Annotated in this window: 24 protein-coding genes; 12 read left to right on the forward strand and 12 right to left on the reverse strand. The window is 71.9% G+C overall.

From position 1 onward, the window contains the following. Positions 1-15: 15 nt before the first annotated feature. The gene (locus tag OHN19_RS23130; RefSeq protein ID WP_330266005.1) at positions 16-2,067 is read left to right on the forward strand and encodes an AAA family ATPase; all 2,052 of its coding nucleotides are present in this window, start codon (positions 16-18) and stop codon (positions 2,065-2,067) included. 27 nt (positions 2,068-2,094) lie between these two features. Here the strand turns inward: OHN19_RS23130 and OHN19_RS23135 are convergent, their stop codons facing one another. Next, entirely contained in the window at positions 2,095-2,937 is an 843-nt protein-coding gene (locus tag OHN19_RS23135; protein ID WP_330266006.1) for a nitroreductase/quinone reductase family protein, read from the reverse strand. A gap of 167 nt (positions 2,938-3,104) precedes the next feature. On the opposite strand from OHN19_RS23135, the gene OHN19_RS23140 reads away from it, so the two are divergent. The 3 genes from OHN19_RS23140 (at position 3,105) to OHN19_RS23150 (ending at position 5,069) form a co-directional block, all read left to right on the forward strand. Next, on the forward strand, positions 3,105-3,728 hold the full coding sequence (locus tag OHN19_RS23140; RefSeq protein WP_330266007.1) for an RraA family protein: 624 nt from the start codon (positions 3,105-3,107) through the stop codon (positions 3,726-3,728). Positions 3,729-3,733: 5 nt separating this feature from the next. Next, the gene (locus OHN19_RS23145) at positions 3,734-4,216 is read left to right on the forward strand and encodes an HAD domain-containing protein (protein WP_330269685.1); all 483 of its coding nucleotides are present in this window, start codon (positions 3,734-3,736) and stop codon (positions 4,214-4,216) included. 115 nt (positions 4,217-4,331) lie between these two features. After that, positions 4,332-5,069 (forward strand): class I SAM-dependent methyltransferase, encoded by a 738-nt coding sequence (locus OHN19_RS23150; protein WP_330266008.1) that lies wholly within the window; start codon positions 4,332-4,334, stop codon positions 5,067-5,069. Between the two features lie 41 nt (positions 5,070-5,110). Here OHN19_RS23150 and OHN19_RS23155 read toward each other — a convergent pair whose 3' ends face one another. Further along, on the reverse strand, positions 5,111-6,865 hold the full coding sequence (locus OHN19_RS23155) for an ankyrin repeat domain-containing protein (RefSeq protein ID WP_330266009.1): 1,755 nt from the start codon (positions 6,863-6,865) through the stop codon (positions 5,111-5,113). A gap of 256 nt (positions 6,866-7,121) precedes the next feature. On the opposite strand from OHN19_RS23155, the gene OHN19_RS23160 reads away from it, so the two are divergent. Then, on the forward strand, positions 7,122-7,259 hold the full coding sequence (locus OHN19_RS23160) for a hypothetical protein (RefSeq protein WP_330266010.1): 138 nt from the start codon (positions 7,122-7,124) through the stop codon (positions 7,257-7,259). 43 nt (positions 7,260-7,302) lie between these two features. Here OHN19_RS23160 and OHN19_RS23165 read toward each other — a convergent pair whose 3' ends face one another. Next, the gene (locus OHN19_RS23165; protein ID WP_330266011.1) at positions 7,303-7,713 is read right to left on the reverse strand and encodes a hypothetical protein; all 411 of its coding nucleotides are present in this window, start codon (positions 7,711-7,713) and stop codon (positions 7,303-7,305) included. A 166-nt stretch (positions 7,714-7,879) separates the two neighbouring features. On the opposite strand from OHN19_RS23165, the gene OHN19_RS23170 reads away from it, so the two are divergent. From OHN19_RS23170 to OHN19_RS23180, 3 genes are all read left to right on the forward strand, one after another. Beyond that, entirely contained in the window at positions 7,880-8,389 is a 510-nt protein-coding gene (locus OHN19_RS23170) for a helix-turn-helix domain-containing protein (RefSeq protein ID WP_330266012.1), read from the forward strand. 83 nt (positions 8,390-8,472) lie between these two features. Further along, the gene (locus tag OHN19_RS23175; protein WP_330266013.1) at positions 8,473-9,141 is read left to right on the forward strand and encodes a hypothetical protein; all 669 of its coding nucleotides are present in this window, start codon (positions 8,473-8,475) and stop codon (positions 9,139-9,141) included. 169 nt (positions 9,142-9,310) lie between these two features. Further along, positions 9,311-9,649, forward strand: coding sequence for a DUF2516 family protein (locus OHN19_RS23180; protein WP_030318102.1), 339 nt, complete (start codon positions 9,311-9,313; stop codon positions 9,647-9,649). A 43-nt stretch (positions 9,650-9,692) separates the two neighbouring features. Here OHN19_RS23180 and OHN19_RS23185 read toward each other — a convergent pair whose 3' ends face one another. The 3 genes from OHN19_RS23185 to OHN19_RS23195 form a co-directional block, all read right to left on the reverse strand. After that, complete coding sequence (locus OHN19_RS23185) at positions 9,693-10,994, reverse strand: PP2C family protein-serine/threonine phosphatase (RefSeq protein ID WP_330266014.1); 1,302 nt, start codon at positions 10,992-10,994, stop codon at positions 9,693-9,695. A 272-nt stretch (positions 10,995-11,266) separates the two neighbouring features. Continuing rightward, the gene (locus tag OHN19_RS23190) at positions 11,267-12,346 is read right to left on the reverse strand and encodes a C40 family peptidase (protein ID WP_330266015.1); all 1,080 of its coding nucleotides are present in this window, start codon (positions 12,344-12,346) and stop codon (positions 11,267-11,269) included. A gap of 1,230 nt (positions 12,347-13,576) precedes the next feature. Continuing rightward, a complete protein-coding gene (locus OHN19_RS23195) occupies positions 13,577-14,389 on the reverse strand; it encodes a class I SAM-dependent methyltransferase (protein WP_330266016.1) in 813 nt (270 codons plus the stop codon). A 257-nt stretch (positions 14,390-14,646) separates the two neighbouring features. Here OHN19_RS23195 and mshA point away from each other — a divergent pair, with 257 nt between their 5' ends. Next, positions 14,647-15,987, forward strand: coding sequence for a D-inositol-3-phosphate glycosyltransferase (gene mshA / locus OHN19_RS23200; RefSeq protein ID WP_330266017.1), 1,341 nt, complete (start codon positions 14,647-14,649; stop codon positions 15,985-15,987). Beyond that, a complete protein-coding gene (locus tag OHN19_RS23205) occupies positions 15,980-16,480 on the forward strand; it encodes a YbjN domain-containing protein (protein ID WP_330266018.1) in 501 nt (166 codons plus the stop codon). The genes mshA and OHN19_RS23205 overlap by 8 nt, the downstream gene beginning before the upstream one ends. Positions 16,481-16,507: 27 nt before the next feature. Here OHN19_RS23205 and OHN19_RS23210 read toward each other — a convergent pair whose 3' ends face one another. Together OHN19_RS23210 and OHN19_RS23215 are read right to left on the reverse strand one after the other, a co-directional pair. Further along, on the reverse strand, positions 16,508-17,023 hold the full coding sequence (locus OHN19_RS23210) for a hypothetical protein (RefSeq protein ID WP_330266019.1): 516 nt from the start codon (positions 17,021-17,023) through the stop codon (positions 16,508-16,510). 9 nt (positions 17,024-17,032) lie between these two features. Beyond that, the gene (locus OHN19_RS23215; protein WP_330266020.1) at positions 17,033-17,881 is read right to left on the reverse strand and encodes an AraC family transcriptional regulator; all 849 of its coding nucleotides are present in this window, start codon (positions 17,879-17,881) and stop codon (positions 17,033-17,035) included. Positions 17,882-17,930: 49 nt separating this feature from the next. On the opposite strand from OHN19_RS23215, the gene OHN19_RS23220 reads away from it, so the two are divergent. After that, entirely contained in the window at positions 17,931-18,356 is a 426-nt protein-coding gene (locus OHN19_RS23220; RefSeq protein WP_330266021.1) for a DUF2000 domain-containing protein, read from the forward strand. Here the strand turns inward: OHN19_RS23220 and OHN19_RS23225 are convergent. Then, on the reverse strand, positions 18,331-19,590 hold the full coding sequence (locus OHN19_RS23225; protein ID WP_330266022.1) for an MFS transporter: 1,260 nt from the start codon (positions 19,588-19,590) through the stop codon (positions 18,331-18,333). The two genes, OHN19_RS23220 and OHN19_RS23225, sit on opposite strands and share 26 nt — an antisense overlap. A 153-nt stretch (positions 19,591-19,743) precedes the next feature. On the opposite strand from OHN19_RS23225, the gene OHN19_RS23230 reads away from it, so the two are divergent. Further along, positions 19,744-20,505 (forward strand): phosphoglyceromutase, encoded by a 762-nt coding sequence (locus OHN19_RS23230; RefSeq protein ID WP_330266023.1) that lies wholly within the window; start codon positions 19,744-19,746, stop codon positions 20,503-20,505. 89 nt (positions 20,506-20,594) lie between these two features. Here the strand turns inward: OHN19_RS23230 and OHN19_RS23235 are convergent, their stop codons facing one another. The 3 genes from OHN19_RS23235 to OHN19_RS23245 form a co-directional block, all read right to left on the reverse strand. After that, complete coding sequence (locus OHN19_RS23235; RefSeq protein WP_330266024.1) at positions 20,595-21,089, reverse strand: DUF5959 family protein; 495 nt, start codon at positions 21,087-21,089, stop codon at positions 20,595-20,597. 67 nt (positions 21,090-21,156) lie between these two features. After that, positions 21,157-21,483, reverse strand: a complete 327-nt coding sequence (locus OHN19_RS23240) for a hypothetical protein (protein ID WP_330266025.1) — start codon at positions 21,481-21,483, stop codon at positions 21,157-21,159. Positions 21,484-21,742: 259 nt separating this feature from the next. Beyond that, the gene (locus tag OHN19_RS23245) at positions 21,743-22,390 is read right to left on the reverse strand and encodes a class I SAM-dependent methyltransferase (RefSeq protein WP_330266026.1); all 648 of its coding nucleotides are present in this window, start codon (positions 22,388-22,390) and stop codon (positions 21,743-21,745) included. Positions 22,391-22,403: the final 13 nt, after the last annotated feature.

The following is a 22,403-nucleotide window of genomic DNA, read 5'->3' on the forward strand; positions in this document are numbered from 1 at the left end:
CTTACCCTTGGTCCCATGACCTCTGCCGACCCCGCCCTGAAAGAGTCCCTGCATCGCGAGCGTGCCCACCACGACCGCTGCCGTGCCGCCCTCGCCGCCATGGTCGACGGCGCCCAGGAGCAGGTCGTCGTCGGCGAGGACGTCTCCGCCTCCGGGGCCGATGCCGAGGTCCTCGGGTACCGGCTGCGCAGCCAGGCCAAGGAGATGCGGGAGCTTCCCGAAGGGCCGCTGTTCTTCGGCAAGTTGGACTTCGACCGCGGCGACCACCGCGGGCAGAGCTACCACCTCGGGCGGCTGCGGATCACCGAGCACCCCGCCGCCCCACCGCTCGTCGTCGACTGGCGTGCGCCCGTCTCCCGCGCCTTCTACCAGGCGAGCGCCCAGGATCCGCAGGGCGTCGCCGTACGGCGGCGGTTCGGGTGGGCGCCGGGCAGCGTCGGGGACTCCTCCGACCTCACCGGACTCGAGGACGAGCACCTGAGCAAGGGCGAACACCTGCGAACGGACACGCCAAGGCCCAGCGCCATCGTCACCCGCGAGATCGAGCGGCCCCGCGTCGGGCCCATGCGGGACATCGCCGCGACCATCCAGCCCGAGCAGGACGATCTCGTACGAGGCGACCTCGCCGTCTCCGTGTGCGTCCAGGGCGCTCCCGGCACCGGCAAGACCGCCGTCGGGCTGCACCGGGCCGCCTACCTGCTGTACACCCACCCGCAGCGGATGCGCCGCGGCGGACTCCTCGTCCTCGGGCCCAACCGGACCTTCCTCTCCTACATCTCCCAGGTCCTGCCCGCGCTCGGAGAGACCGGCGTACGCCAGTCCACACTCCAGGACGAGATCGCCCGCCATCCGGTCACCGCCACCGACCCCGGTCCGACCACCGTCCTCAAGCACGACGCCCGCATGGCGGAGGTGCTGCGCCGGGCGCTGTACGCGCGCGTGTCGACCGGGTCGATCAACTCCCTTGAGATCAAGGACGGTTCGTATCAGTGGCGAATCCCCGCCGGTGAACTCGCCCGGATCGTGGCGGACGTACGGGAGGAGGCACCGCCGTACGGCATCGGGCGGGAGCGGGTGCGCGGTCGGGTGGTGCGCGGTGTGCAGTTGCAGGCCGAGCGTCGGGCCGGCCCGCAGAACGGGGCCTGGGTGCAGCGGATCTCGCGGTCCCGGGCGGTCGGGGCGTTCCTGGACGTCGTATGGCCGAAGGTGCGGCCCGAGGAACTGTTGGCCGAACTCCTCGGCGACCGGGTCGCGTTGGCGTCCGCTGCCGCCGGGCTCCTCGACGCCGGCGAGCAACGGGCCCTGCTGTGGGACAAGCCGCCGCGGTCGTGGAAGTCGGCCCGCTGGTCGGCCGCCGATCTGGTGCTGCTCGACGAGATCGCCGGGCTCAGCGAGCATCCCGAGGGGTACGGCCATCTCGTCGTCGACGAGGCCCAGGACCTGTCTCCGATGGAGTGCCGGGCCATCGCGCGCCGGGCCAGGTTCGGGTCGTTGACCGTCCTCGGTGATCTGGCGCAGGGGACCACGCCGTGGGCGGCCCGCTCCTGGCACACCGTCCTCGCCCACCTCGGCAAGCCGGACGCGGCCGTCGTCCCGCTGACCCTCGGGTTCCGGGTGCCGCAGGCCGTCGTAGGGCTCGCCAACCGGCTTCTGGAGCGGCTGGACGTGGACGTGCCCGCGGGGCGATCGCTGCGGCGGGACGGGGAGTTGAGGATGCGGCGGGTGGCGGGCGCGGAGGCGCTGCCGACGGCGGTCGTGGCGGCCGTACGGGAGGCGCTCGCGCACGAGGGGTCCGTGGGGGTCGTCGCGGCCGATGAGCACGTGGAGGGCGTACGGCTGGCCCTCCATGCCGCCGGGATCCCCGCCGCCGGGCCGGACGAGCTCGGGGCGCGGGTGAGCGTCGTACCGGCCGCTGTGGTCAAGGGACTTGAGTACGACCATGTCGTGGCCGTCGAGCCCGCGGCCATCGCGGAGGCGGAGGAGCGCGGGCTGCACCGGCTGTATGTCGTGCTGACCCGGGCGGTGTCGCGGCTGGAGGTGGTGCACGGGCGGCCGCTGCCGTTCTAGCGCGCGGCGGCCGCCCGTGCGCGGGTGTCAGCTGCCGTCGAGGAGCGGGATCAACTGCTCCTCCTCGTACGTCAGATGGGCTTCCAGGTCGGCCGTCAGGCGGTCGACCTCCGGGCGTACGGCGGACAGGTCCGGGCCTGCGAGCGCCTCGCGCAACTCCGCCACGAGGGCCGCGATGTGCTCGTGCTCCTTGCGCAACCGGTCGAGGGCGGGCGCCGCTTGCGGATGGCGGTCCGCCAGGAACGGGAACATGCCCAGGTCCTCGCCGGTGTGGTGGTTGTGCAGGCCCTGGCAGAACGTCAGGCAGTTCACGCGGAGTTGGGCACCGAGCGTCGATCCCGAGGTGGTCATCTCCCGCCGGATCAGGGCGAGTTCGCGGCGGAAGGCGTCGTGGACCAGCCTGATGGCCTCGCCGGGGGACTTGGCGTTGATGTTCGGCGGGCCCGGGCGGGCGATCTCGTGCAGGGCGACCACGGGGAGGAGCCGGTCCGTCTTCTCCTGGTAGCTCGCCCAGCCGCGGTCCGCCTCCGCGGCCCGTGCGAAGGCCCGCTCCCGCTCCTCGCCGGTCAGGACGACAGCCCGCGCCTCGTAGGTGAACACCCCGCTCTCCACGGTGACTTGAGGGTGAGCCTGGAGGTTGCGGTACCAGTCGGGGTGGCGGGGCGAGCCGCCCGCCGAGGCGATCACGAGGATGCGGTCGCCGCCGTCGGGGAGGTAGCCGACCGGGGTGGTGTGCGGGGTGCCGGTGCGGGCGCCGGTGGTGGTGAGCAGGATCAGGCGGCCGCCCTCGAAGGGGCCGCCGACCTGGCCGTGGTTCGCGCGGAACTCGTCGATGATGCGCCGGTTGAAGTCGTGGACGGGGTGGGTCACTCGGTCTGCTTTCTCTGGTCTCCGGTCAGTTCCTGGTCATTCCTGGACGACTCAGAGAAAGCGGCGGGCCCCTGGCCCTCCCCGGCCTCACTCAGCGGCCGGGCACCCAATTCGCTCACGGCACATGGCCGACCCGGCAGTCATGCCCGCACGGTAGCGTCCCGCACATGATCGAGACCACCGAGTTTGCGGACATCCCCACGACCACACTGGCCGATCTGCTCGGTCGTGACCAGGTCATGGACATCGGGATCAGGCCGTTGTGGGGGCCGGTGCCGAGGGTCGCCGGGCCGGCCTTCACCGTACGGTGCCCTCCCGGCGACAACCTGATGCTGCACGCGGCGATCCACCGGGCGCCGGCCGGCTCGGTGATCGTGGTGGAGTCCGGCGACCTCGACTACGCGCTGGCCGGCGGGAACGTCTGCGCGGTGGCCCAGCGCCGGGGGATCGCCGGGTTCGTGGCCGACGGGCTGATCCGCGACCTGGCAGAGGTGCGGGAGGCCGGCTTCCCGGTGTTCGCACGGGGGGTCATCCCGATCCCCGGCGCCAAGAAGGCCGTGGTGCCGCTGGGTGAACCGGTGCGGTGCGGCGGGGTGCGGGTCGAGGCGGGGGACGTGGTGGTCGCCGACGAGGAGGGGGTCGTGGCCGTGCCCGCCGCGCGCCTGGCCGAGACCCTGACGGCCGCCCGCGCCAAGCTGGCCAAGGAGGCGGCCGAGACCCTGGAGCAGTGGGAGACGGCACATCGCGCCCGCGTCGACGAGATCCTCGCGGCGGGCGGGTTCGAGGGTTGAGCCCGGTGCTGCTGTTCCTCGACGTGGACGGGACGCTGCTGCCGTTCGGGGCGGCGGGGCCGTATCCGGTCTACGACCCCGCCTTTCCGCTCCCCGCGGCGGCCGCCGAACACCCCTTGCTGTCCCGCGTCGATCCGGCGCTCGGCGCGCGGCTCGCGTCGCTGGGGTGCGAGTTGGTGTGGGCGACGACCTGGATGGACGACGCGAACAGCTGCCTGGGGCCCTGGCTCGGACTGCCGCGACTGCCGGTCGTGGACTGGCCGGACGCGGACGACGAAGTCGAGGGCGGGCTGCACTGGAAGACCCGGGCCCTTGTCTCCTGGGCGGCGGGCCGGTCCTTCATCTGGGTCGACGACGAGATCACCGAGGCCGATCGGGTGTGGGTGGCGGGGCATCATCCCGGGCGGGCTCTCCTGCGCCGGGTGGACGCACAACGGGGGCTGGGCGAGGGGGACTTCGCGGTCATGGAGGGGTGGGTCAGGGGGTGATGCCGGGGGGCGCCCCGGGACGGCCCGGCGCGGGGCGAGGACCGGGGACCGGCGCCGGGGTGAGGGCCGAGGATATCCGGTGGTCCGCGGGGTGCTCGCGGCCTACCGTCGCCCCATGGCTGACGAAGGTTTCACCGATCCGCGGCTGGCCGCTGTCTACGATCCGCTCGACCCCGATCGCCGTGATCTCGACGCGTACGTCGGGATGGTGGAGGAGTTCGGGGCTCGGCGGGTGCTGGACGTCGGCTGTGGGACGGGGGTGTTCGCGTTGCTGCTGGCCGAGCGGGGGATCGAGGTCGTCGGGGTCGATCCGGCCTCGGCCTCGCTCGACGTGGCCCGGGGAAAGCCCGGGGCGGAACGAGTGCGCTGGTTCCACGGGGACGCGACCGGACTGCCCCCGCTGAGCGTCGACCTGGTGACCATGACGGCCAACGTGGCGCAGCAGATCGTAGAAGAGGATGCCTGGCGGGGCACCCTGCGGGGCGCGTACGCGGCGCTACGGCCCGGTGGGCGACTGGTGTTCGAGACGCGGGACCCGGCACGGCGGGCCTGGGAGGAGTGGAACCGGGAGGCGTCGTACGCCGTGACGGACGTGGCCGGTGTCGGGGCGGTGGAGAGCTGGGTCGATGTCACGGGCGTGGAGGGGCAGTTGGTGTCGTTCCGGTGGACCTATGTGTTCGCGGCGGAGGGACGGACGCTGATCTCGGATTCGATCCTGCGCTTCCGGGAGCGGGCGGAGATCGAGGCGGACCTGGTTGCGCAGGGGTTCGTGGTGGAGGACGTGCGGGACGCGCCGGACCGGCCGGGGAAGGAGTTCGTGTTCGTGGCGGCGCGGGAGCCGAGCGGCGGCTAGGCAGGGGGCCGCGGATGGCGCTGCGCGTACCCGGGTCGTGCTCAGCGTTGGAGGCTCGGCGGGAGGGGGACCCAGCGGTGCGGGGTGCGCAGGTCGACCGCGTCCCGTCCAGCGGCGAGGTTCAGGCCCGCGGCGGCGCAGCAGTAGGCGAGGGTGTCGGCGCCGTAGGGGAAGGCGTGCTTGCGCTGCCAGAAACGGAACGTCCAGTACGCGTCCGGGTCCGAGTCGTGCGGCCGGAGATGGATCTCGTCGCCCGCGACGATCTCGCCGTCTCGGGCGAGCGCGCCGAACGTGCCGCCCTTCGGGTTGAAGTACACCCCGTAGGCCGTGGTGCCCGCCGATATCGCCCGCAGCACGGCGTCGTCGCTGGGCATGTAGCCGTCCTGGGCGATGACGCAGCCACCGGGGGCGCCGGCCACGCCGCTGACGCCCACGTAGCGCAGGGACTCGTCGTAGTCCAGCGGCTCGAAGGGGGCGTCGTCGAGGTCGGTACGCGGGCACTGGGCGGGGTCGGCGCCGAGCCGTCGTATCAACTCGTCCTCGTCCAGGCCCTGTACGAAGCAGACGCCGAGCCCTTCGGTCCACAGCGGTTCGGTGCCGAACGCGGCGATGAGCGCGTCGGCGGCCTCCTGGGCGGCGACCTCCCGTGGAGACAGCTCCACCGCTCCGGGCAGGTCCCGGACGAGCGGCGCGAGCGGAGTGGTCAGCAGGAGCCGGCCCGGTGACCAGGGCGGGGCCTGCGGTGTCCAGACATCCGCCCCGGCGTCGACCAGCGCGCGCACGGTGGCCTCGTCCATGCTGGCCACGGCGTACCAGAGGGGGGTGTGGTCGTCGTGGTCGCGTACGTCGACGTCCGTGATGTGGGGGAGGAGCGCGCTCACCGCTTCCGCCGAGCCCTGTTCCGCCGTGAGGTGCAGCGGGGTGGTGCCGTGCCATCCGACGGCGGCCTGGGGTGGGGCACCGCCCTCCAGCCGGGCCCGGATCAGGGCCGCGTCACCCCAGTCGTGGTAGCCCATCCGCTTCCAGTCGGCCTGGGGCACATAGCGCCGACGAGCTTCCTCCTCGCGCTGCCGCTCCTCGCGCTGGCGCCTGGTGAGCGGTGGTGCCAGGAGCGCCGGGGGGCCGCTCACCTCCACGGTCATGAACCTCGTCGGCGGTTCTTCCGGATCGGGCGGTTCGAGGTCGGGCCACACCTCGTGGGCCCTGCGGGACGCGGCGAGGAGCGCGGCGGTGTCGACGGGGGTGCGGGTCTCGGGTACGCCCTCGTCCGGCCACTCGATCACCAACTGCGTGTCGCCCGGGGGCGGGAGCTCCGGCAGATACAGGTCCACGTCGGTCTTGAAGAGCGACCTGCGGGAGTGATGCAGGCCGGGATCCAACGGGATCAGCCCGACGGCCTGCTCGGTCGCCGCTTCCCGGGGCAGACCGTCGTCGCCCGTGAACCGGACCCCGCGCATCACGGTGCCGTCCAGCGAGGTCACCCGGCGTCCGTCGGAGAACAGCAGCCCCACGCGGAGTCCTGACTGCCGTCGTGGATCCCCGCTCTGTCTGCGGGTCCTGCGGAACACCGACAGATGCAGGGTGACCGACCGGGGCCACACGGACCATCCCGTCACCACGACCCGCGTCTCCGCCCCCACGCCGACCACGTCGAGCTGCGGCGAGAGCGCGGGCGCGAACCGGTCGACGGGCGGCGCGTACCGCCCGTCGTCCTCCCCGGCCGGCCGTAACCAGGCCGTCACGACCCGCTCCCCGACCGGCCCTTCAGCAAGCACGAGATCATCGAAGAAACCCATACGCAGAGCGTCGCATACGGCACTGACAGTGGCGGGGGAGCGGGTTGGGCGGGGCGGTGTGGGGGCGGGCGCGCGGGGGGTTCGCCGCCATGGGGACTGGGTGGCGGGGGAGTTGGGGGTGGGGTGGAGTAGGGGCGCGGGCCAGAAGAGAGAGGGGCGGGGGGACCGCGAGGGGGGGAGAAGGGCTGGCGGTCGGAGGAACTGGGCTTACGGGATCACGCGGGGAGAACCCGTCGAGCTACGGAATGTCCTCGCCGTGCCGTCCGCCGAAGTGGACTCGGCCACGGTGTACGCGGCGGGTCTGTCGTTCGACCGCGACCTGCGGGACGTGCCGGTGTCGTGGTCGCGCCACTCCAGTGCCACGACGGTCCCTTGGCTCGCTCCGCATCCGTGAGGAACGAGACCGGCCCGTCGGTGAGGTCAATCCTCCCGTCGCGTCATGGGCGGGCAGATGCCCGGCGGACGAGCCCGGCGGGATGGGGCGCGAGGAGGTACGGCAACAAAGCTCGGAGGGCGGCGGCGAAGGCCCGGACGCGAAGTTCGACGAGCTTGGCGCTGACAGCGGTACCGGGCAGATGATTGACGGCCCCGAGGCCGCACTCGGCGTAGAGCTGAGCAATGCCCGCGTGGGCCCTGGGGCCGGATTCCCCCAGGACAAAAACGTCTGCGACGACTTCAGCCTCGTTCTTCCAGAAGTAGTGGTGGATGGAGATCCGCAGATCGTGACCGGCATAGTCGAAACCACCATCGATGTCGTGGGGGCCGGCAAATCCCTCCTCCGCCAGGAACCCGAAAATCTCCCGCCCGAGTCGGCGGACCACTTCCTCCGGCGTCTCCCGCTTGCCCATCCCGCGATCGTCCGGCGGATCAGCTGCCACCGCCAGACCCAGTGGAGGCATGGGATGTGCAAGCCACCGGGACACGACTCCCGGCACCCATCCGCCACACGTGGCGTGGCGCACTTTTGCAAGCGGGTGCTTGCAATAGTTAGCGGGGGTGGGGCAAGGTGGAGGCATGGCATCGCTCAACGTCGGCAATCTCGGTGAGTATCTGCGTGAACAGCGGCGCACCGCGCAGCTGTCGCTCAGGCAGCTCGCCGACGCCGCCGGTGTATCGAATCCGTATCTGAGCCAGATCGAGCGCGGGCTGCGCAAGCCGAGCGCGGAGGTGTTGCAGCAGGTCGCCAAGGCCCTGCGGATCTCCGCCGAGACGCTGTACGTGCGAGCCGGCATCCTCGACGCCGAGCGGGACCGGGACGACGTGGAGACACGTGCGGTCATCCTCGCCGATCCCACGCTCAACGAGCGGCAGAAGCAGGTGCTGCTCCAGATCTACGAGTCCTTCCGCAAGGAGAACGGCTTCGAGATCGCCCCGGCGGACGCCGCCCCCGCACAGAGCGACGGGCATGGCGAGAAGCATGGCGACGAGTACGGCGACAAGCACGGCGACAGTGCGGCCGGTGCCCAGGAACACGACCGAACGACCGACGGCAGCGACGCCGACCCGCACCAGACGGCCAGTTGAGTCAGCACACGACCCGACTGCACGCCGACAGGCACGCGGGACCCAAAACCCTCAGCAGAAAGCGACCCGGGAGGACCATCGCCATGGCCATCACCGACGACATCCGCAAGGCCGTAAAGGACCCGACCCCGCTCTACTTCCTCGCCGGCGCCGGTGACCTGGCCTTCCAGGAGGCCAAGAAGGTGCCCGGCCTGGTGGAGCAGCTCCGCGCCGAGGCGCCGGCCCGGATCGAGGCCGTGCGCGGCACCGACCCGAAGGCGGTCCAGGAGAAGGCCCAGGCCCGTGCCAAGGAGGCCGGCGCCAAGGTCAAGGAGACGCAGGAGACCCTCCAGGCCAAGGTCGGTGAGTTCTTCACCAGCCTGGACGGCGACATCAAGAAGCTCGGCTCCACCCTCGACGCCGACCTGAAGAAGCTCGGTGAGTCCGCCCAGGACCTCGCCCTGCGCAGCGTGGGCGTGGCCGCCGAGTACGCCGTCAAGGCCCGGGAGACCTACGAGAAGGTCGCCGAGCACGGCGAGCAGGCCGTGAAGACCTGGCGCGGCGAGGCCGCCGAGGAGATCGAGGAACTGGCGATCGCGGTCGAGCCCAACGCCGAGCCGGGCGACATCAAGGTCGCGACGCCGGCCCCGGCCCCCGCCGCGAAGCCCGCGGCCGCCGCCCCCGCGCCGGCCCCCGCCAAGAAGACGGCCCCCGCCGCCAAGAAGACCACGCCGCGCAAGACCACGGCGAAGAAGACCCCGCCCGCCAAGTAAGGCAGCAAGCAGGGCAGCTCGCCTGCCGAGCAGGGCACAGCGGGACACTTCAGGGTCACGGGCCGGGCACTTACCGAGTGCCCGGCCCGTTCTTCGGGTAGCTGACTCGCGGGAGCGGGTACGGTGACCGCGTAATCACGAGCCGAGTCGGGTGGTGGACGTTGTGCTGATGCAGGGGTTCGCAGGCTTCATGTGGCTGCTGAGCATGGCCCTGATCGTTTTCAGCGGTTTCGCGCTGTTCGACGCCGCCATCCGCCGCGAGGACGCCTACCGTGCGGCCGACAAGAAGACCAAGCCCTTCTGGCTGATCATTCTCGGGCTCGCCTTCGTGGTGAACCTGATCTTCAACATCCTGTCGTTCCTGCCGATCATCGGCCTCATCGCGACGATCGTGTACATGGTCGACGTACGCCCGGCGATCCGTGCCCTGCCGGGCGGCGGCCGCAGCGGCCGGGGCAGGGGTTCGAGCAGCGACGGCCCCTACGGTCCGTACAACGGCGGGCGCTGACGGGAGCCGGGGCCGGAGACCCACCCCGGGGGGCGCCGAACCGCTAACCCTCCCGGTCGAGCAGCAGTACCGCCACGTCGTCCGCCAGCTCGCCCCCGTTGAGCGACCGCACCTCGTTCACCGCGGCCCGCAGCAGTTCCTCGCCCCGCAGCCCCTCGGACAGCTGGCGGCGGATCATCGACACCATCCCGTCCTGCCCGAGCCGCTCCCGCCCCTGACCGACGTGCCCCTCGATCAGCCCGTCGGTGTAGAGCATCAGGCTCCACTCCGCGCCCAGCTCGACCTGCATCCGGGGCCAGCGGGCGCCGGGCAGCAGTCCCAGCGCGGGCCCGTTGTTGTCGTACGGCAGCAGCCGCGCGGGTCGTCCCGGGCTGGCCACCAGCGGTGCGGGGTGTCCGGCGAGGCACAGCCCCGCCCGGCGTCCGTCCGGCGCGATGTCGACCGTGCACAGGGTCGCGAAGATCTCGTCGTCGGAGCGCTCGTGCTCCAGCACCTCCTGGAGCGTGCCGAGCAGCTCGTCCCCGCACAGGCCCGCCAGAGTCAGCGCTCGCCAGGCGATGCGCAGCTCCACGCCGAGCGCCGCCTCGTCGGGGCCGTGCCCGCAGACGTCACCGATCATCGCGTGCACGGTCCCGTCGGGAGTCCGTACGACGTCGTAGAAGTCCCCGCCGAGCAGTGCCCGCGAGCGACCCGGGCGGTAGCGCGCGGCGAAGCGTAGCGAGGAGCCCTCCAGCAGCGGTGTGGGCAGCAGCCCGCGCTCCAGACGCCGGTTCTCCTGCGCCCGCACCCGTCCCTCGGCGAGCCGGCGCTCTGCCGTGTCGGAACGTTTCCGCTCCACCGCGTACCGGATCGCCCGGCTCAGCAGCCGGCCGTCCAACTCGTCCCGGAAAAGGTAGTCCTGGGCCCCCACCCGGACCGCCTCCGCGCCGCGCTCCGCGTCTCCGGACGCGGTCAGCGCGAGGACGGCGTGCCGGGGCGCGAGCTCCAGGACATGGCGGAGTACGGCGAGCTCGTCGTCGTCGGCGGTGCGGCCCGACCCGGGCAGCGCGAGGTCGAGCAGGATGCAGTGCACGTCGTCCGTGAGCAGCCGCTCGGCCTCGGTGAGGTTGCGGGCGGTGCGGACACGGATCGGCTTGCCGGCCGGGTCCAGGAGTTCGGGGACGACCGTGGAGCCGCCGGGATCGTCCTCGATCACCAGCAGGGTCAGTTGGGTGGCGGCGTTGTTGTCGACCGTGGCTTCCTTGCGCGGGGTGTCGTTCCTGGAGGGGCCGTCCTGGGGTGCGGCCTGCGCCTGACCACTCTCCACGGCCGGGATCGCTCGCTGCCGCGGTATGGGTACGGGCATGGTCTCGGTTCCTTCCCTCCCCCCGAGGGCACGGTGGGGCGAGGGGCCTCGATCCACCGACGGGGACCATAGCGGGTGCCGGGCCGGGAAAGGAATGGTGTGCGACACGTGGCTTGGCCGGTGGCCACTGTCATATGCCGCGTTCCGTACCGCAGTTGGACAGGTGACAGGTGTCGTGGGGATGACGAACGTCACGTCCGCGGCAGGTTTGCGGGGTCGTCAGGGGTGTGCCGGGTCACATGACCCAGGTCTCACGCTGTTGTGGGTGACGCTCACGCGTCCGGGCGCACCACTCCGAGGATCGGCATCGAGCCCGCGCCCGCGAGGGTCACCGTCCGTCCCGGGCGCGGGGCGTGCACGATCGCGCCCTCGCCGAGGTACATCGCCACATGGCTGGCGTCGTCGAAGTAGATGATCAGGTCGCCGGGCCGCATGTCCTTGATGTCGACGTGCTGGAGCTGCTTCCACTGCTCCTGCGAGGTGCGCGGGATGGGCTTGCCGGCGCTCGCCCATGCCTGTGAGGTCAGCCCCGAGCAGTCGTACGAGTCCGGGCCCTCGGCGCCCCATTCGTACGGTTTGCCGATCTGGGTCGTCGCGAACTGGACGGCGATCTTGCCCGCGTCGCTCGCTTTGCCGTCGATCTCGTCGAGGATGCCGGAGTCCAGCCAGGCGCTCTGGGCCTTGTGGGCTGCCTCCTCCTCCAGTTCGGCGAGGCGTGCCTTCTCCCTCTCCTCCAGCTGGGACTCGAGCTGTTCGGCCGCCGCGATCTGCTGCTCGACCTTCTTCTTGGCCGCCGCCTTCGCCTTGCGGCCCGCCTCCAGCTTGGTCCACTGGGCGGAGGCGTCCTCGGCGTACTGCTTCAAGTCCTGCTGGGTCCGGGTCAGTTCGGCGATGAGGGCCTTGGTGGCGCGCTGGCCCTGGAGGACCCGGCCGGTCGCGTCCAGGAACTCCTGCGGGTTGTCGCTCAGCATCAGCTGGGCCTCGTCGGGCAGGCCGTTGCTGCGGTACTGGGCGGCGGCCGCGGCGCCCGCGCGGGCCTTGAGCTGCTTGAGCCTCTCCTGGCCCTTCACGATCTTCTTGGCCAGCGCGACGATCTGGGCCGACTGCTGTTCGGCCTTCTCCTCGGCGGCGTTGTAGGCGTCGGTGGCGACGGCGGCGTCGTGGTAGAGCGCGTCGAGGCGTTTGCGTACGGCCTCGATGTCCTTGTTGGTGACGGTGGTCGGGGAGGACGTGGGGGAGGGGGTGGGGGTCGGACTCGGGGCGGCGAAGGCGGTGCCGGGTGCCGCGAGTACGGCGACCGCGCCGATCACGGTCACGGCCGTAGCGATCAGACCGCGCTTGCCCGTCCCCATACGTGTGCCCCCAAAGCTGATTTACCGTCAGTAACTTACGGTGCTCGGGGGATCGTGCCACGTCATGGCCGAAAGCGACAGAGGCAGGGCTTCCGGGCGTACCCCTTCGCGCCCCGTGAACGCCGTCGAGTCCTGCGCCCGTCGGTGTCTCCCCCACTCCCCGCCCCGCGAAGACGATCTCCCCGACTTTGTGACGAACGACTCACACAGATCGTTCCCGGGGGGCGGGTTCGTCTGGGGGGTTCACGGGAGTTCAGGGGAGGCGCGGGGTTCGGTGGGTGTTTGGGGGCGGGGGTGCGTCGGGGCGGCGCGGGCGGGGCTGGGGCTTCGGGATTTCGCAGGGCGCGCGTAGGGCTGGGGTGCCGGGGTTGCGCGGGGCGCGTCCAGGCGGGGGGCCGCGGCTCGTGCGGATCCGCAGTCCCCGGGCGGGATTTCCGGTGCCGGCACTCCTTCGTGCTGCGTCCCGCGGCACACCCCGCGTGGCAACACCACTGCTCGTCCACGCGGCGGTCTGCACCTCATCCGCAGGGCGAGTCCGTGCCGTGTCACCCGCCATCCTCCGCCTGGTGTACCAGGGGTTCATCCACGCCGCGCTTCCGGATCTCCTTCGCCCGGCGTCCACCTCACGCCCCCACAACCCAGCGGCCGACGGCATCGGCGAACGCGGGGCCGGGGGCGGCTCCGCCGCCTCGGCCCTCCCGCCGCCGGCGTCCGCGAAATGCGGGCCCCGGCGTCCGCCTCACGCCGCCACGGGCCAGCGCCGATGGCATCAGCGAGCGTGACCCTGGCGTCAGCCACACGCCCACGGGCCAGGACCCGACGGCACCAGCGAACCCGGGGCCCGGGCGGGCGGCTCCGCAGCCCCGGCATCTTCCGTCCCGTGCCCAGGGGTTCACCCACGCCGCGCTTCCGGATCTGTTCCGCCCGGCGTCTGCCTCAGGTTCCCGGCCCAGCGGCCGACAGCGGGGCCCCGGCGGGCGGCTCCACCGCTCCCGCATCTTCCGCTCGGTGCCGAGGGGTTCACCCACGCCGCGCTTCCGGATCTCCTTCGCCCGGCGTCCGCCTCACGCCCCCGGCCCAGCGGTCGACGGCCTCGGCGAACGGGGGCCCCGGCGGGCCGTTCCACCACCCCGGCCCTCCGCACGACGCCCTCCCGATGCCCCGCGACTCCCCCCCCCGACCCCGCGACTCACCACGTCCCCCCCCCGCGACTCACCCCGCCCCCCCGACTCACCCCCGCGGCGCCAACGCCCCCCAAGCCACCGTCACTTCTCCCTGCCTCCAGCGTGAAGGGCCGTCCGTGAGGGGCCAGTCCGTGGTCAGGTGGTGGGCTGTTCGGATCCATCGTTGGCGGGCGCCGTACGACGCGTAGGGCGCCGCCGCTGCCCACGCGCGGTCGAAGTCGTGGAGGAAGGCGTGCACCGGCTCGCCCGGGACGTTGCGGTGGATCAGCGCCTTCGGCAGCCGCTCGGCGAGGTCGGAAGGCCGCTCCAGCGACCCCAGTCGGGTCGCGAAGGTGACCGTTCGCGGGCCCTCGGGGCCGAGCGCGACCCACACGTGCCGGCGCCCGATCTCGTCGCAGGTCCCCTCGACGAGCAGTCCCCCACGGGAGCGGTCCGAGGCCGGCGCGAGCCGCGCGCACAGCCGCTCCCACACGGCGGCCACCTCGGCTTCGTCGTACTGGCGCAGTACGTTCGCCGCCCGGATCAGCAGGGGCCGTTCGCGCACCGGGATCTCGAACCCGCCGTGCCGGAAGACGAGTCCGTCCCGCTCGTAGGGCCGTGCCGCCGCCACCCGCGCCGGTTCGATCTCCACGCCGACCACGCGCGTGCGTGGAGCCGCCGCACGGAGTCGCGCGAGCAGTTCGACGGCGGTCCAGGGCGCGGCCCCGTACCCGAGGTCGACCGCGACCGGTTCGGCGGCGCGGCGCAGCTCGGCGCCGTGGGTCGCCGCGATCCAGCGGTCCATGCGGCGCAGCCGGTTGGGGTTGGTCGTCCCGCGCGTGACCGTGCCCACAGGGCGGGAGGCGGCACGGGACGTCATGCCTACGAGGGTATGCGGCGGGTACGCGGTCAGATGCCGGCACCGGTGCCAGTAGCCACTGGCACCGCCCCACCAGATAAGGCACCGCCCCCACCACCCCCCAACGCACCTCCCTCTCGAACGGTTGAGCGACCCCCGGTAATACCTCGGCAAAAACCGTCCCGCCCGGAATGGGAATGCCTCCCTCCGGTGTTCCCCACCTTGGAGGGCGCCCCGCACCCTCCGACCGGCATGCCCGCAGCGAGGAGGAACGCCACGTGAGCCAGTACATCAGCAGGCTCCAGCGTCGCTCTCCGGCCACGCCCTCGCGGCTGTGGCACCCGCACCGCCGCCCCCGCCGCGTCGCGATGCTCTCCGTGCACACCTCCCCGCTCCACCAGCCCGGCACCGGCGACGCGGGCGGCATGAACGTCTACATCGTGGAGCTCGCCCAGCGCCTCGCCGCGATCAACATCGAGGTCGAGATCTTCACGCGCGCGACCACGGGCGGTCTGCCACCGGTCGTCGAGATGGCCCCCGGCGTCCTGGTCCGCCACATCGACGCGGGCCCCTACGAGGGCCTCAACAAGGAGGACCTCCCCGCCCAGCTGTGCGCCTTCACGCACGGCGTGATGCAGGCCTGGGCCGGTCACCGCCCCGGCCACTACGACCTGGTCCACTCGCACTACTGGCTCTCCGGCCACGTCGGCTGGCTCGCCGCCCAGCGCTGGGGCACCCCGCTCGTGCACGCCATGCACACCATGGCCAAGGTCAAGAACGCCAACCTCGCCGACGGCGACACCCCCGAGCCCGCCGCCCGCGTCATCGGCGAGACCCAGATCGTCTCCGCCGCCGACCGCCTCATCGCGAACACCGCCGAGGAGCGCGAGGAACTCGTCCACCACTACGCGGCCGACCCCGCCAAGGTCGCCGTCGTGCACCCCGGCGTGAACCTCGACCGCTTCCGCCCGGCGGACGGCCGCGCCGCGGCCCGCGCCCGTCTCGGCCTGCCCCAGGACGCCCTGATCCCCCTCTTCGCGGGCCGCATCCAGCCCCTGAAGGCCCCCGACGTCCTGCTGCGCGCGGTGGCGGTCCTCCTCGACCAGCGCCCCGACCTGCGCTCCCGCATCCTCGTCCCGGTCGTCGGCGGCCTCAGCGGCAGCGGCCTCGCCAAGCCGGAGGGCCTCCAGAAGCTGGCCTCCCGGCTCGGCATCGCGGATGTCGTACGGTTCCACCCGCCCGTCGGCCAGGAACAGCTCGCCGACTGGTTCCGGGCCGCGTCCGTACTGGTCATGCCGTCCTACAGCGAGTCCTTCGGGCTGGTCGCCATAGAGGCGCAGGCGGCCGGCACTCCGGTGCTCGCGGCGGCGGTCGGCGGGCTGCCGGTGGCCGTGGCCGACGGACGGACCGGCTTCCTCGTACGAGGACACGATCCGGCCGCCTACGCGCGCGTGCTGCGCGATTTCGCCGACGACCCGGCGCTCTCGCCCCGCATGGGCGAGGCGGCGGCCCGGCACGCCCAGTCCTTCGGCTGGGACACCGCGGCCGCGGCGACGGCGGACGTGTACGTGGCCGCCGCGCAGTCGTACCGGCGTCACGTACGCTCGCTCCATGGCTGAGGCAGAGAAGGCGGCGCAGGTCATCGAGGGCGTTCTCAAGGACGCCGAGGTCGAGTGGGAGAGTCCGGAGCCCGGCAACTACGTCGTGCAGCTCCCCGGCACCCGCAAGCTGAAGACGACCGTCTCGCTGCTGGTCGGCCGCCACTCCCTCTCCGTGAACGCCTTCGTCATCCGCCACCCCGACGAGAACGAAGCGGGCGTCCACCGCTGGCTCCTGGAGCGCAACCTCAAGCTGTACGGAGTGAGTTACGCCGTCGACCGGCTCGGTGACGTCTACGTCGCCGGCAAGCTCCCGCTCGCCGCGGTCACCGCCGACGAGGTCGACCGCCTCCTGGGCCAGGTCCTCGAGGCGGCCGACGGGAGCTTCAACACGCTGCTGGAGCTGGGTTTCGCCACCGCGATCCGCAGGGAGTACGAGTGGCGGGTGGCCCGGGGCGAGTCGACGCGCAACCTGGACGCGTTCACGCACCTGACGCGGCGCGCGGAGGACTGACCCCGGAGTGTCGCGGTTGCTCCGCGCCTAGTGGGGCGGCAGCGAGTCGGTCGGCCGGGGCTCGCTGGTCGGCTCGTGACTCGGGCCGGGATCCGTAGGCGTGTCCGGCTGGTCCAGCTGGTCCGCGAAGGCCCGCAGCGCGTCGGCGAGTTCCTTCTTGGTGGGCAGCTCGTCGACCTTCCGGTCGAGCTCGGCGATCCGGCGGTTGAGCTCTTCCAGCTCGCTCGGGGTGGACGGGTGCCCGGAAGGTTCCTCGGTGGGTTCCTCCGTGGGGTCGTCAGGTGACGTGTAGGTGGGGCTCGGGTCCGGGTCCACCCCGCCGACGCTGCCGCCGTCGCCCCCTCCGCTGCCGCCGACGGTCCCGCTCTCGTCCCCCGGGTGGGCCGAGACGCTCGGCTCGGCGCCGGGCCCGTCGTCCGAGCTCGCGGCGATGGCACCGCCCACGCTCACGGCGACCAGCACCGCCGCCCCCGCGACGGCGACGGAGAGACGTCTGAACGGTAAGGACTTCGGCCGGTCATCCATGTTCTGTCTGTCATCCATGCCGCGACGCTAACCGCCGACGATCACCGGACGGACGTCTTCCGTCGATCTCCTCGCGCTCACCCGGTACCGCCCCGGCGTCACCCCCACCAGCCGCTTGAAGTGCCGGGTGAGATGGGCCTGGTCGTGGAACCCGGTGAGCGCGGCGACCTCCGCGGGCCCGCTCCCTGAGAGCAGCAGCCCCCGGGCCCGGTCGACGCGGCGTGAGGTCAGGTACTGGTGCGGCGCGATGCCGTAGGCGCTGCTGAACGCCCGTACCAGATGCGCCGGATGGGCCTGGACGGCCTCCGCGGCCGCCTCCAGGGACAGCCCCTCCACGACCCGCTCGTCGAGGAGTTCGCGCAGCCGGCGGGCCAGGGCGGGGTCGCGGCGCGCGGGCTCGCCGTACACCTGCGGCCGGAGGACGGTCCGGAGCCGGTCGCCGATGAGCGTCAGCCGGCTCTCCGCCTCGAACTCCTCACCGGGCCTGGTCAGTGCCGTGTGCAACTGCCCGACCCGCTGCCGCAGTACGGGGTCCCGCAGATCGGGGCCGTCGACGGCGGGCCCGATGAGCTCGTCGCCGAGGTGGGTGCGGTCGAGGTAGAGGACCCGTTTGCGGAAGCCGCCGGGAGTGGCGGGCGAGCCGTTGTGCGGGACGTGCGGCGGCAGCAGGGAGACCGTGTCGTCGGGCGTGCCGTGTTCATGCCGGTCGAGGTCGTACCGTACGGCGCCGTCGTCCACGATGAGCAGCGTCCACGCCTCGTGCACGTGCATCGGGTAGGCGTACTCGGTGAAGCGGGCGTGGAAGACCTCGGTGACGCCCGGGATCGTCGGGCGCCACGCGGTGACCTCCTGCGGGGTCGTTGTTCTGGGCGCCATGCAAAGAACGTACAAGACGGGGTCGTACGACGGCCGCGAGTCTCGTCGTATGAGTACTGAACCCATCCGCTTCGACACCAAGATCGCCGTCCTGCTGCGCGAGGACCTGGAGACCTGGCAGCGCCTGAACGTCACCGCGTTCCTGGTCAGCGGCCTGGCCGCGCAGGCGCCCGAGGTGCTCGGCGAACCGTACGAGGACGCCGACGGGGTGCCCTATCTGCCGATGTTCCGGCAGCCGGTCCTGGTCTTCGAGGGCACCAAGGAGACGCTGATGGCGGCCCACGCGCGTGTGCTGTCCCGTTCGCTGCCGCGCGCGCTCTTCACGAGCGACCTGTTCGCGACGGGCAACGACCGGGACAACCGGGCGGCGGTGAGGGCGGTCGCGACGGCGGACCTGGATCTGGTGGGGCTCTCCGTGTACGGGCCGCGCAACGCGGTGGACAAGGTGCTCAAGGGTGCGCGGATGCACCCCTGACGGCGGCCTTCTCCGGTACGGCGGACACGGGCTCCTCGTCGGGCAGCCGGCGCATGAGGGCGGCGTACCCCACCGCGGCGACCGTGCCGACGACCGCGCACAGTCCCCACAGCCAGGCGGCGCCGTAGTGGTCGATGACGAAACCGGACATCAGGGGCGCGACGAGGGCCGCGACGGACCAGGACAGGGTGTACATGCCCTGGTAGCGGCCGCGGCCGTGGGCGGGGGAGAGGCGGACGACGAGCCCGGTCTGGGTGGGCGCGTTGATCATCTCGCCGAGCGTCCACACGCACACGGTGAGGGCGAACAGGCCGACGGACCCGGCGAAAGCGGTGAGCCCGAAGCCGTACCCCGCGAGCAGGGACGAGACGACGAGGAGCCGCTTCGGATCCCGGTCCTGGATGAACCGGGTCACCGGGATCTGGAGCGCGACGATCAGCACTCCGTTGAGGGCGATGGCCAGGCCGTAGTCGGCGGGTGTGAACCCGGCCTCGCCCATCGCGACGGGCAGTCCGATGGAACCCTGCTGGAAGATCACGGCGACCAGGAAGGACAGCCCGACGACACTCATGAACCGCCCGTCGCGCAGGACGGTACCGAGCCGGACGTCGTCGGGCACCTTCTCGGAGAACGGGGCGACGGGCCGTGACTCGGGCAGCTTGAGGAAGACGACGACGGCGCAGACGGCGGTCATCGCGGCCTCGATGAGGAAGCCCGCGAGGTAGCTGAACTCGGCGATGAACCCGGCGGCCATGGAGGAGACGGCGAAGCCGAGGTTGATGGCCCAGTAGTTGAGCGAGAAGGCCCGCACCCGGTCCTCGGGCCGCACGATGTCGGCCATCATCGCCTGCACGGCCGGCCGGGAGGCGTTGGAGGCCATGCCGACCAGGAAGGCGACGGCGGCGATGGCGACGGGGTGGTGCATGAAGCCGAGCAGCGCGACGGAGGCGGCGGTCGAGGCCTGGGCCACGAGCAGGGTGGGCCGCCGCCCGAGCCGGTCGGTCATGACGCCGGCGCCGATGGAGGAGACGACTCCGCCGAGCCCGTGCAGGGAGGCGACGAGACCGGCGTAGGAGGCGGAGTAGCCGCGGTCGAGGGTGAGGTAGAGCGCCATGAAGGTGGCGACGAAGGCGCCGAGCCGGTTGACGAGGGTGCTGGTCCACAGCCACCAGAACGCGCGGGGGAGGCCGGAGACGGTCTCGTGGGTGGCGCGTCTCAGGGTGGCGAGTGGCATGGACGTTCCCCCACGTGTGTAAGTGTCCCGGATGGCAGGCACACCTTACGAAGGCGGGACGACCGCGGGCCACTCAATTAACGGATCCCGTCGACCGTCCGCCTGTCGAGCGGGCCCTCCGGGGGAGCGGGGGCGTGGATTACGCTCATACGCATGGCCGACGCACCGTACAAGCTGATCCTCCTCCGCCACGGCGAGAGCGAATGGAACGCGAAGAACCTGTTCACCGGCTGGGTGGACGTCAACCTCAACGAGAAGGGCGAGAAGGAGGCAGTCCGCGGCGGCGAGCTCCTGAAGGACGCCGACCTCCTGCCCGACGTGGTCCACACGTCCCTCCAGAAGCGCGCGATCCGCACGGCCCAGCTGGCGCTGGAGTCCGCGGACCGCCACTGGATCCCGGTCAACCGCTCGTGGCGCCTGAACGAACGCCACTACGGCGCCCTCCAGGGCAAGGACAAGGCCCAGACCCTCGCGGAGTTCGGCGAGGAGCAGTTCATGCTGTGGCGCCGCTCCTACGACACCCCGCCGCCGCCGCTGTCGGACGACTCCGAGTTCTCTCAGGCGTCGGACCCGCGCTACGCCACGATCCCGCCGGAGCTGCGCCCCCGTACGGAGTGCCTGAAGGACGTCGTCGTCCGCATGCTCCCGTACTGGTACGACGGCATCGTCCCGGACCTCCTGGCCGGCCGCACGGTCCTGGTCGCGGCCCACGGCAACTCCCTCCGAGCCCTCGTCAAGCACCTCGACGGCATCTCGGACACCGACATCGCGGGCCTCAACATCCCGACGGGCATCCCCCTCTACTACGAGCTGGACGCGTCCTTCAACCCGGTGACGCCGGGGGGCAGGTACCTGGACCCGGAGGCGGCTGCGGCGGCGATCGAGGCGGTCAAGAACCAGGGCAAGAAGAAGTAACGCGATTTGCTTCGTCGCTTTGGGCCCCCTGCCCGCGGTTCGGCCGCGGGCAGGGGGCCCGTTGCTGTCCTGGGGCCGCCGCCGGTCCCTCAGGCGGTGGTGGCGCGGTGCCAGACGTAGGTGCCGGGGGATGTCTCGACGACCTCGCGGGGATAGGCGTCCCGGACGCGGGCCAGCAGAGTGCGCTGCTCGTCGAGCCATCCCGTCGGCAACACGAACAGGGGCACGGTGACAGTGACCCCTGAAGCGGGCCCGTCGTGTACGGACACCGACATTCGCTCGTGGCCGTCGGGCATGAACCGCAGCGACGGCGTCCGCCCGGAGGTGAGCCACGCGGCGAACCGCCGGGACTCCAGGGTCGCCAAGGTCTCCTCCCAGTCCTCCAGATCCTCAGGGAGCAGGGTCATCGCATAGGTGGCGTGGAGGGACTCCGCCACGACGGCGATCTCGCATTCGAGGAAGTCATGGCCGAACAGAACACCGGGCTGCGAGCGGCCCAGCACGCGCACCGAGACGCTGTGCCCGCTGGTCCCCGGCTGATCGGCCAGGCGGATCAGGTCGATGCCGCCGTCCATCGCATCCATGTATTGCCTCCACAGTCAGATGGCCTGAGCATCTGGCGCCATCTTCCAGGAAGTCACGTGTGGTGGTTCAGGAGCGGCAGTTGTTCCACAGGGTCGCGAGGTGGGACGGGATCCGGGGGATGGCTGCGCAGCCCTGCGGGGAGGCGGGGAAGGTGTCGCTGGCCAGGAAGGTCCAGCCGGTGCCGGGGCGGTCGACGAAGTACTTCATCGCTGATCCGTCGTCCTGCAGGGCCACCTGCTCGGCCTCCGTGCTGCCGGGGGTGGGCTGGAAGCGGGTGCCGGCGTAGAAGGTTCCGTCGCAACTGCCGTAGTAGAAGGTGCCCTTGACCGGGGTGATGTGGCTCAGGGGTGGCTGGGACTGTTCGCCGTAGGCCGTGGTGACGTTCGCTTTCACGGTGGGGGACACCGGCCGCCTTAGGCGGCGCGCTGTTGCCGGTGCTCGGTGTGCAGCTTGTCAGTAGGGCTACTGCCGCGGCCGCCATGCTCAGAGCCGCGGCGCGGGACAGGGAACGGTTTCGGGGTGCCATTTCTGACCATCCTCCCTGGTACGTCCAGACAGGGACGAGATGGCGTAACTCACGTACGTTGTTCCGGTCTTGTACCTCAAGGCGCGCACCGTCCTCCACCAGGGCCCGGCGACCCCGGAGTCCTGATCAGCCCGCGCCGCCCAGCCTGTCGTAGCCCACGAAGTCGAAGACCCTGGTGCCCCGTTGGAGCGGGGCCGGAGTCGCGGTGAAGCGGTGGACGGTGACCGACTGGATGTGGTCCTGGGGTGTGAGCCACTCGCGGACGAAGCCCCGGGTCTCGAACCACTCGCAGATCCGGGGGACTTGGTCGGGAGCCTTGCGATGGCGGGTCCAGATGACCCGGGCGCCCGGCGCGCACAGCTGTGCGCACGCCTCGACCGTGTGCTCGATGTCCCCGTCCGTGATGTTGCCGAACACCCCGCACAGCAGGACCAGATCGGCCGGGACCAGGTCGGCGTAGTGGTCGAGCAGCGCGGCGTCCCCGGCGACCACCTCCACGCCCGGCAGGCCGACGGCCGCTGCGGTCCGCTTCGCTTCCGCCACGTTCGCCGGGTCCAGTTCCACCAGCCGGGCGCGGACGTCCTCGCGGCGGGGGTGGGTGGGCAGGACGCCCAGCAGGTCACGGCCCTGACCGGCACACAGGCTGACCACTCGGAGCGGGCCGGGTGGAGCGGCGTCCAGGGCCGCGCGGACACGGTCCTGGACCGTACGCAGGCGCCGGGCCAGCGGTGACTCGGGCGCGTCGTAACGGTCGTGCCATTTCTGCCAGTCCATGCGCGGACCCTAC

It is taken from the genome of Streptomyces griseorubiginosus, from assembly GCF_036345115.1.
Classification (GTDB): domain Bacteria; phylum Actinomycetota; class Actinomycetes; order Streptomycetales; family Streptomycetaceae; genus Streptomyces; species Streptomyces griseorubiginosus_C.

Coding starts and splice junctions, on each gene's coding strand:
- OHN19_RS23130 (WP_330266005.1), top strand. CDS start 16: ATGACCTCTGCCGACCCCGCCCTGAAAGAGTCCCTGCATCGCGAGCGT.
- OHN19_RS23140 (WP_330266007.1), top strand. CDS start 3,105: ATGATCGAGACCACCGAGTTTGCGGACATCCCCACGACCACACTGGCC.
- OHN19_RS23150 (WP_330266008.1), top strand. CDS start 4,332: ATGGCTGACGAAGGTTTCACCGATCCGCGGCTGGCCGCTGTCTACGAT.
- OHN19_RS23155 (WP_330266009.1), bottom strand. CDS start 6,865: ATGGGTTTCTTCGATGATCTCGTGCTTGCTGAAGGGCCGGTCGGGGAG.
- OHN19_RS23165 (WP_330266011.1), bottom strand. CDS start 7,713: ATGGGCAAGCGGGAGACGCCGGAGGAAGTGGTCCGCCGACTCGGGCGG.
- OHN19_RS23170 (WP_330266012.1), top strand. CDS start 7,880: ATGGCATCGCTCAACGTCGGCAATCTCGGTGAGTATCTGCGTGAACAG.
- OHN19_RS23175 (WP_330266013.1), top strand. CDS start 8,473: ATGGCCATCACCGACGACATCCGCAAGGCCGTAAAGGACCCGACCCCG.
- OHN19_RS23180 (WP_030318102.1), top strand. CDS start 9,311: ATGCAGGGGTTCGCAGGCTTCATGTGGCTGCTGAGCATGGCCCTGATC.
- OHN19_RS23185 (WP_330266014.1), bottom strand. CDS start 10,994: ATGCCCGTACCCATACCGCGGCAGCGAGCGATCCCGGCCGTGGAGAGT.
- OHN19_RS23190 (WP_330266015.1), bottom strand. CDS start 12,346: ATGGGGACGGGCAAGCGCGGTCTGATCGCTACGGCCGTGACCGTGATC.
- OHN19_RS23195 (WP_330266016.1), bottom strand. CDS start 14,389: ATGACGTCCCGTGCCGCCTCCCGCCCTGTGGGCACGGTCACGCGCGGG.
- OHN19_RS23205 (WP_330266018.1), top strand. CDS start 15,980: ATGGCTGAGGCAGAGAAGGCGGCGCAGGTCATCGAGGGCGTTCTCAAG.
- OHN19_RS23210 (WP_330266019.1), bottom strand. CDS start 17,023: ATGGATGACAGACAGAACATGGATGACCGGCCGAAGTCCTTACCGTTC.
- OHN19_RS23215 (WP_330266020.1), bottom strand. CDS start 17,881: ATGGCGCCCAGAACAACGACCCCGCAGGAGGTCACCGCGTGGCGCCCG.
- OHN19_RS23220 (WP_330266021.1), top strand. CDS start 17,931: ATGAGTACTGAACCCATCCGCTTCGACACCAAGATCGCCGTCCTGCTG.
- OHN19_RS23225 (WP_330266022.1), bottom strand. CDS start 19,590: ATGCCACTCGCCACCCTGAGACGCGCCACCCACGAGACCGTCTCCGGC.
- OHN19_RS23230 (WP_330266023.1), top strand. CDS start 19,744: ATGGCCGACGCACCGTACAAGCTGATCCTCCTCCGCCACGGCGAGAGC.
- OHN19_RS23235 (WP_330266024.1), bottom strand. CDS start 21,089: ATGGATGCGATGGACGGCGGCATCGACCTGATCCGCCTGGCCGATCAG.
- OHN19_RS23245 (WP_330266026.1), bottom strand. CDS start 22,390: ATGGACTGGCAGAAATGGCACGACCGTTACGACGCGCCCGAGTCACCG.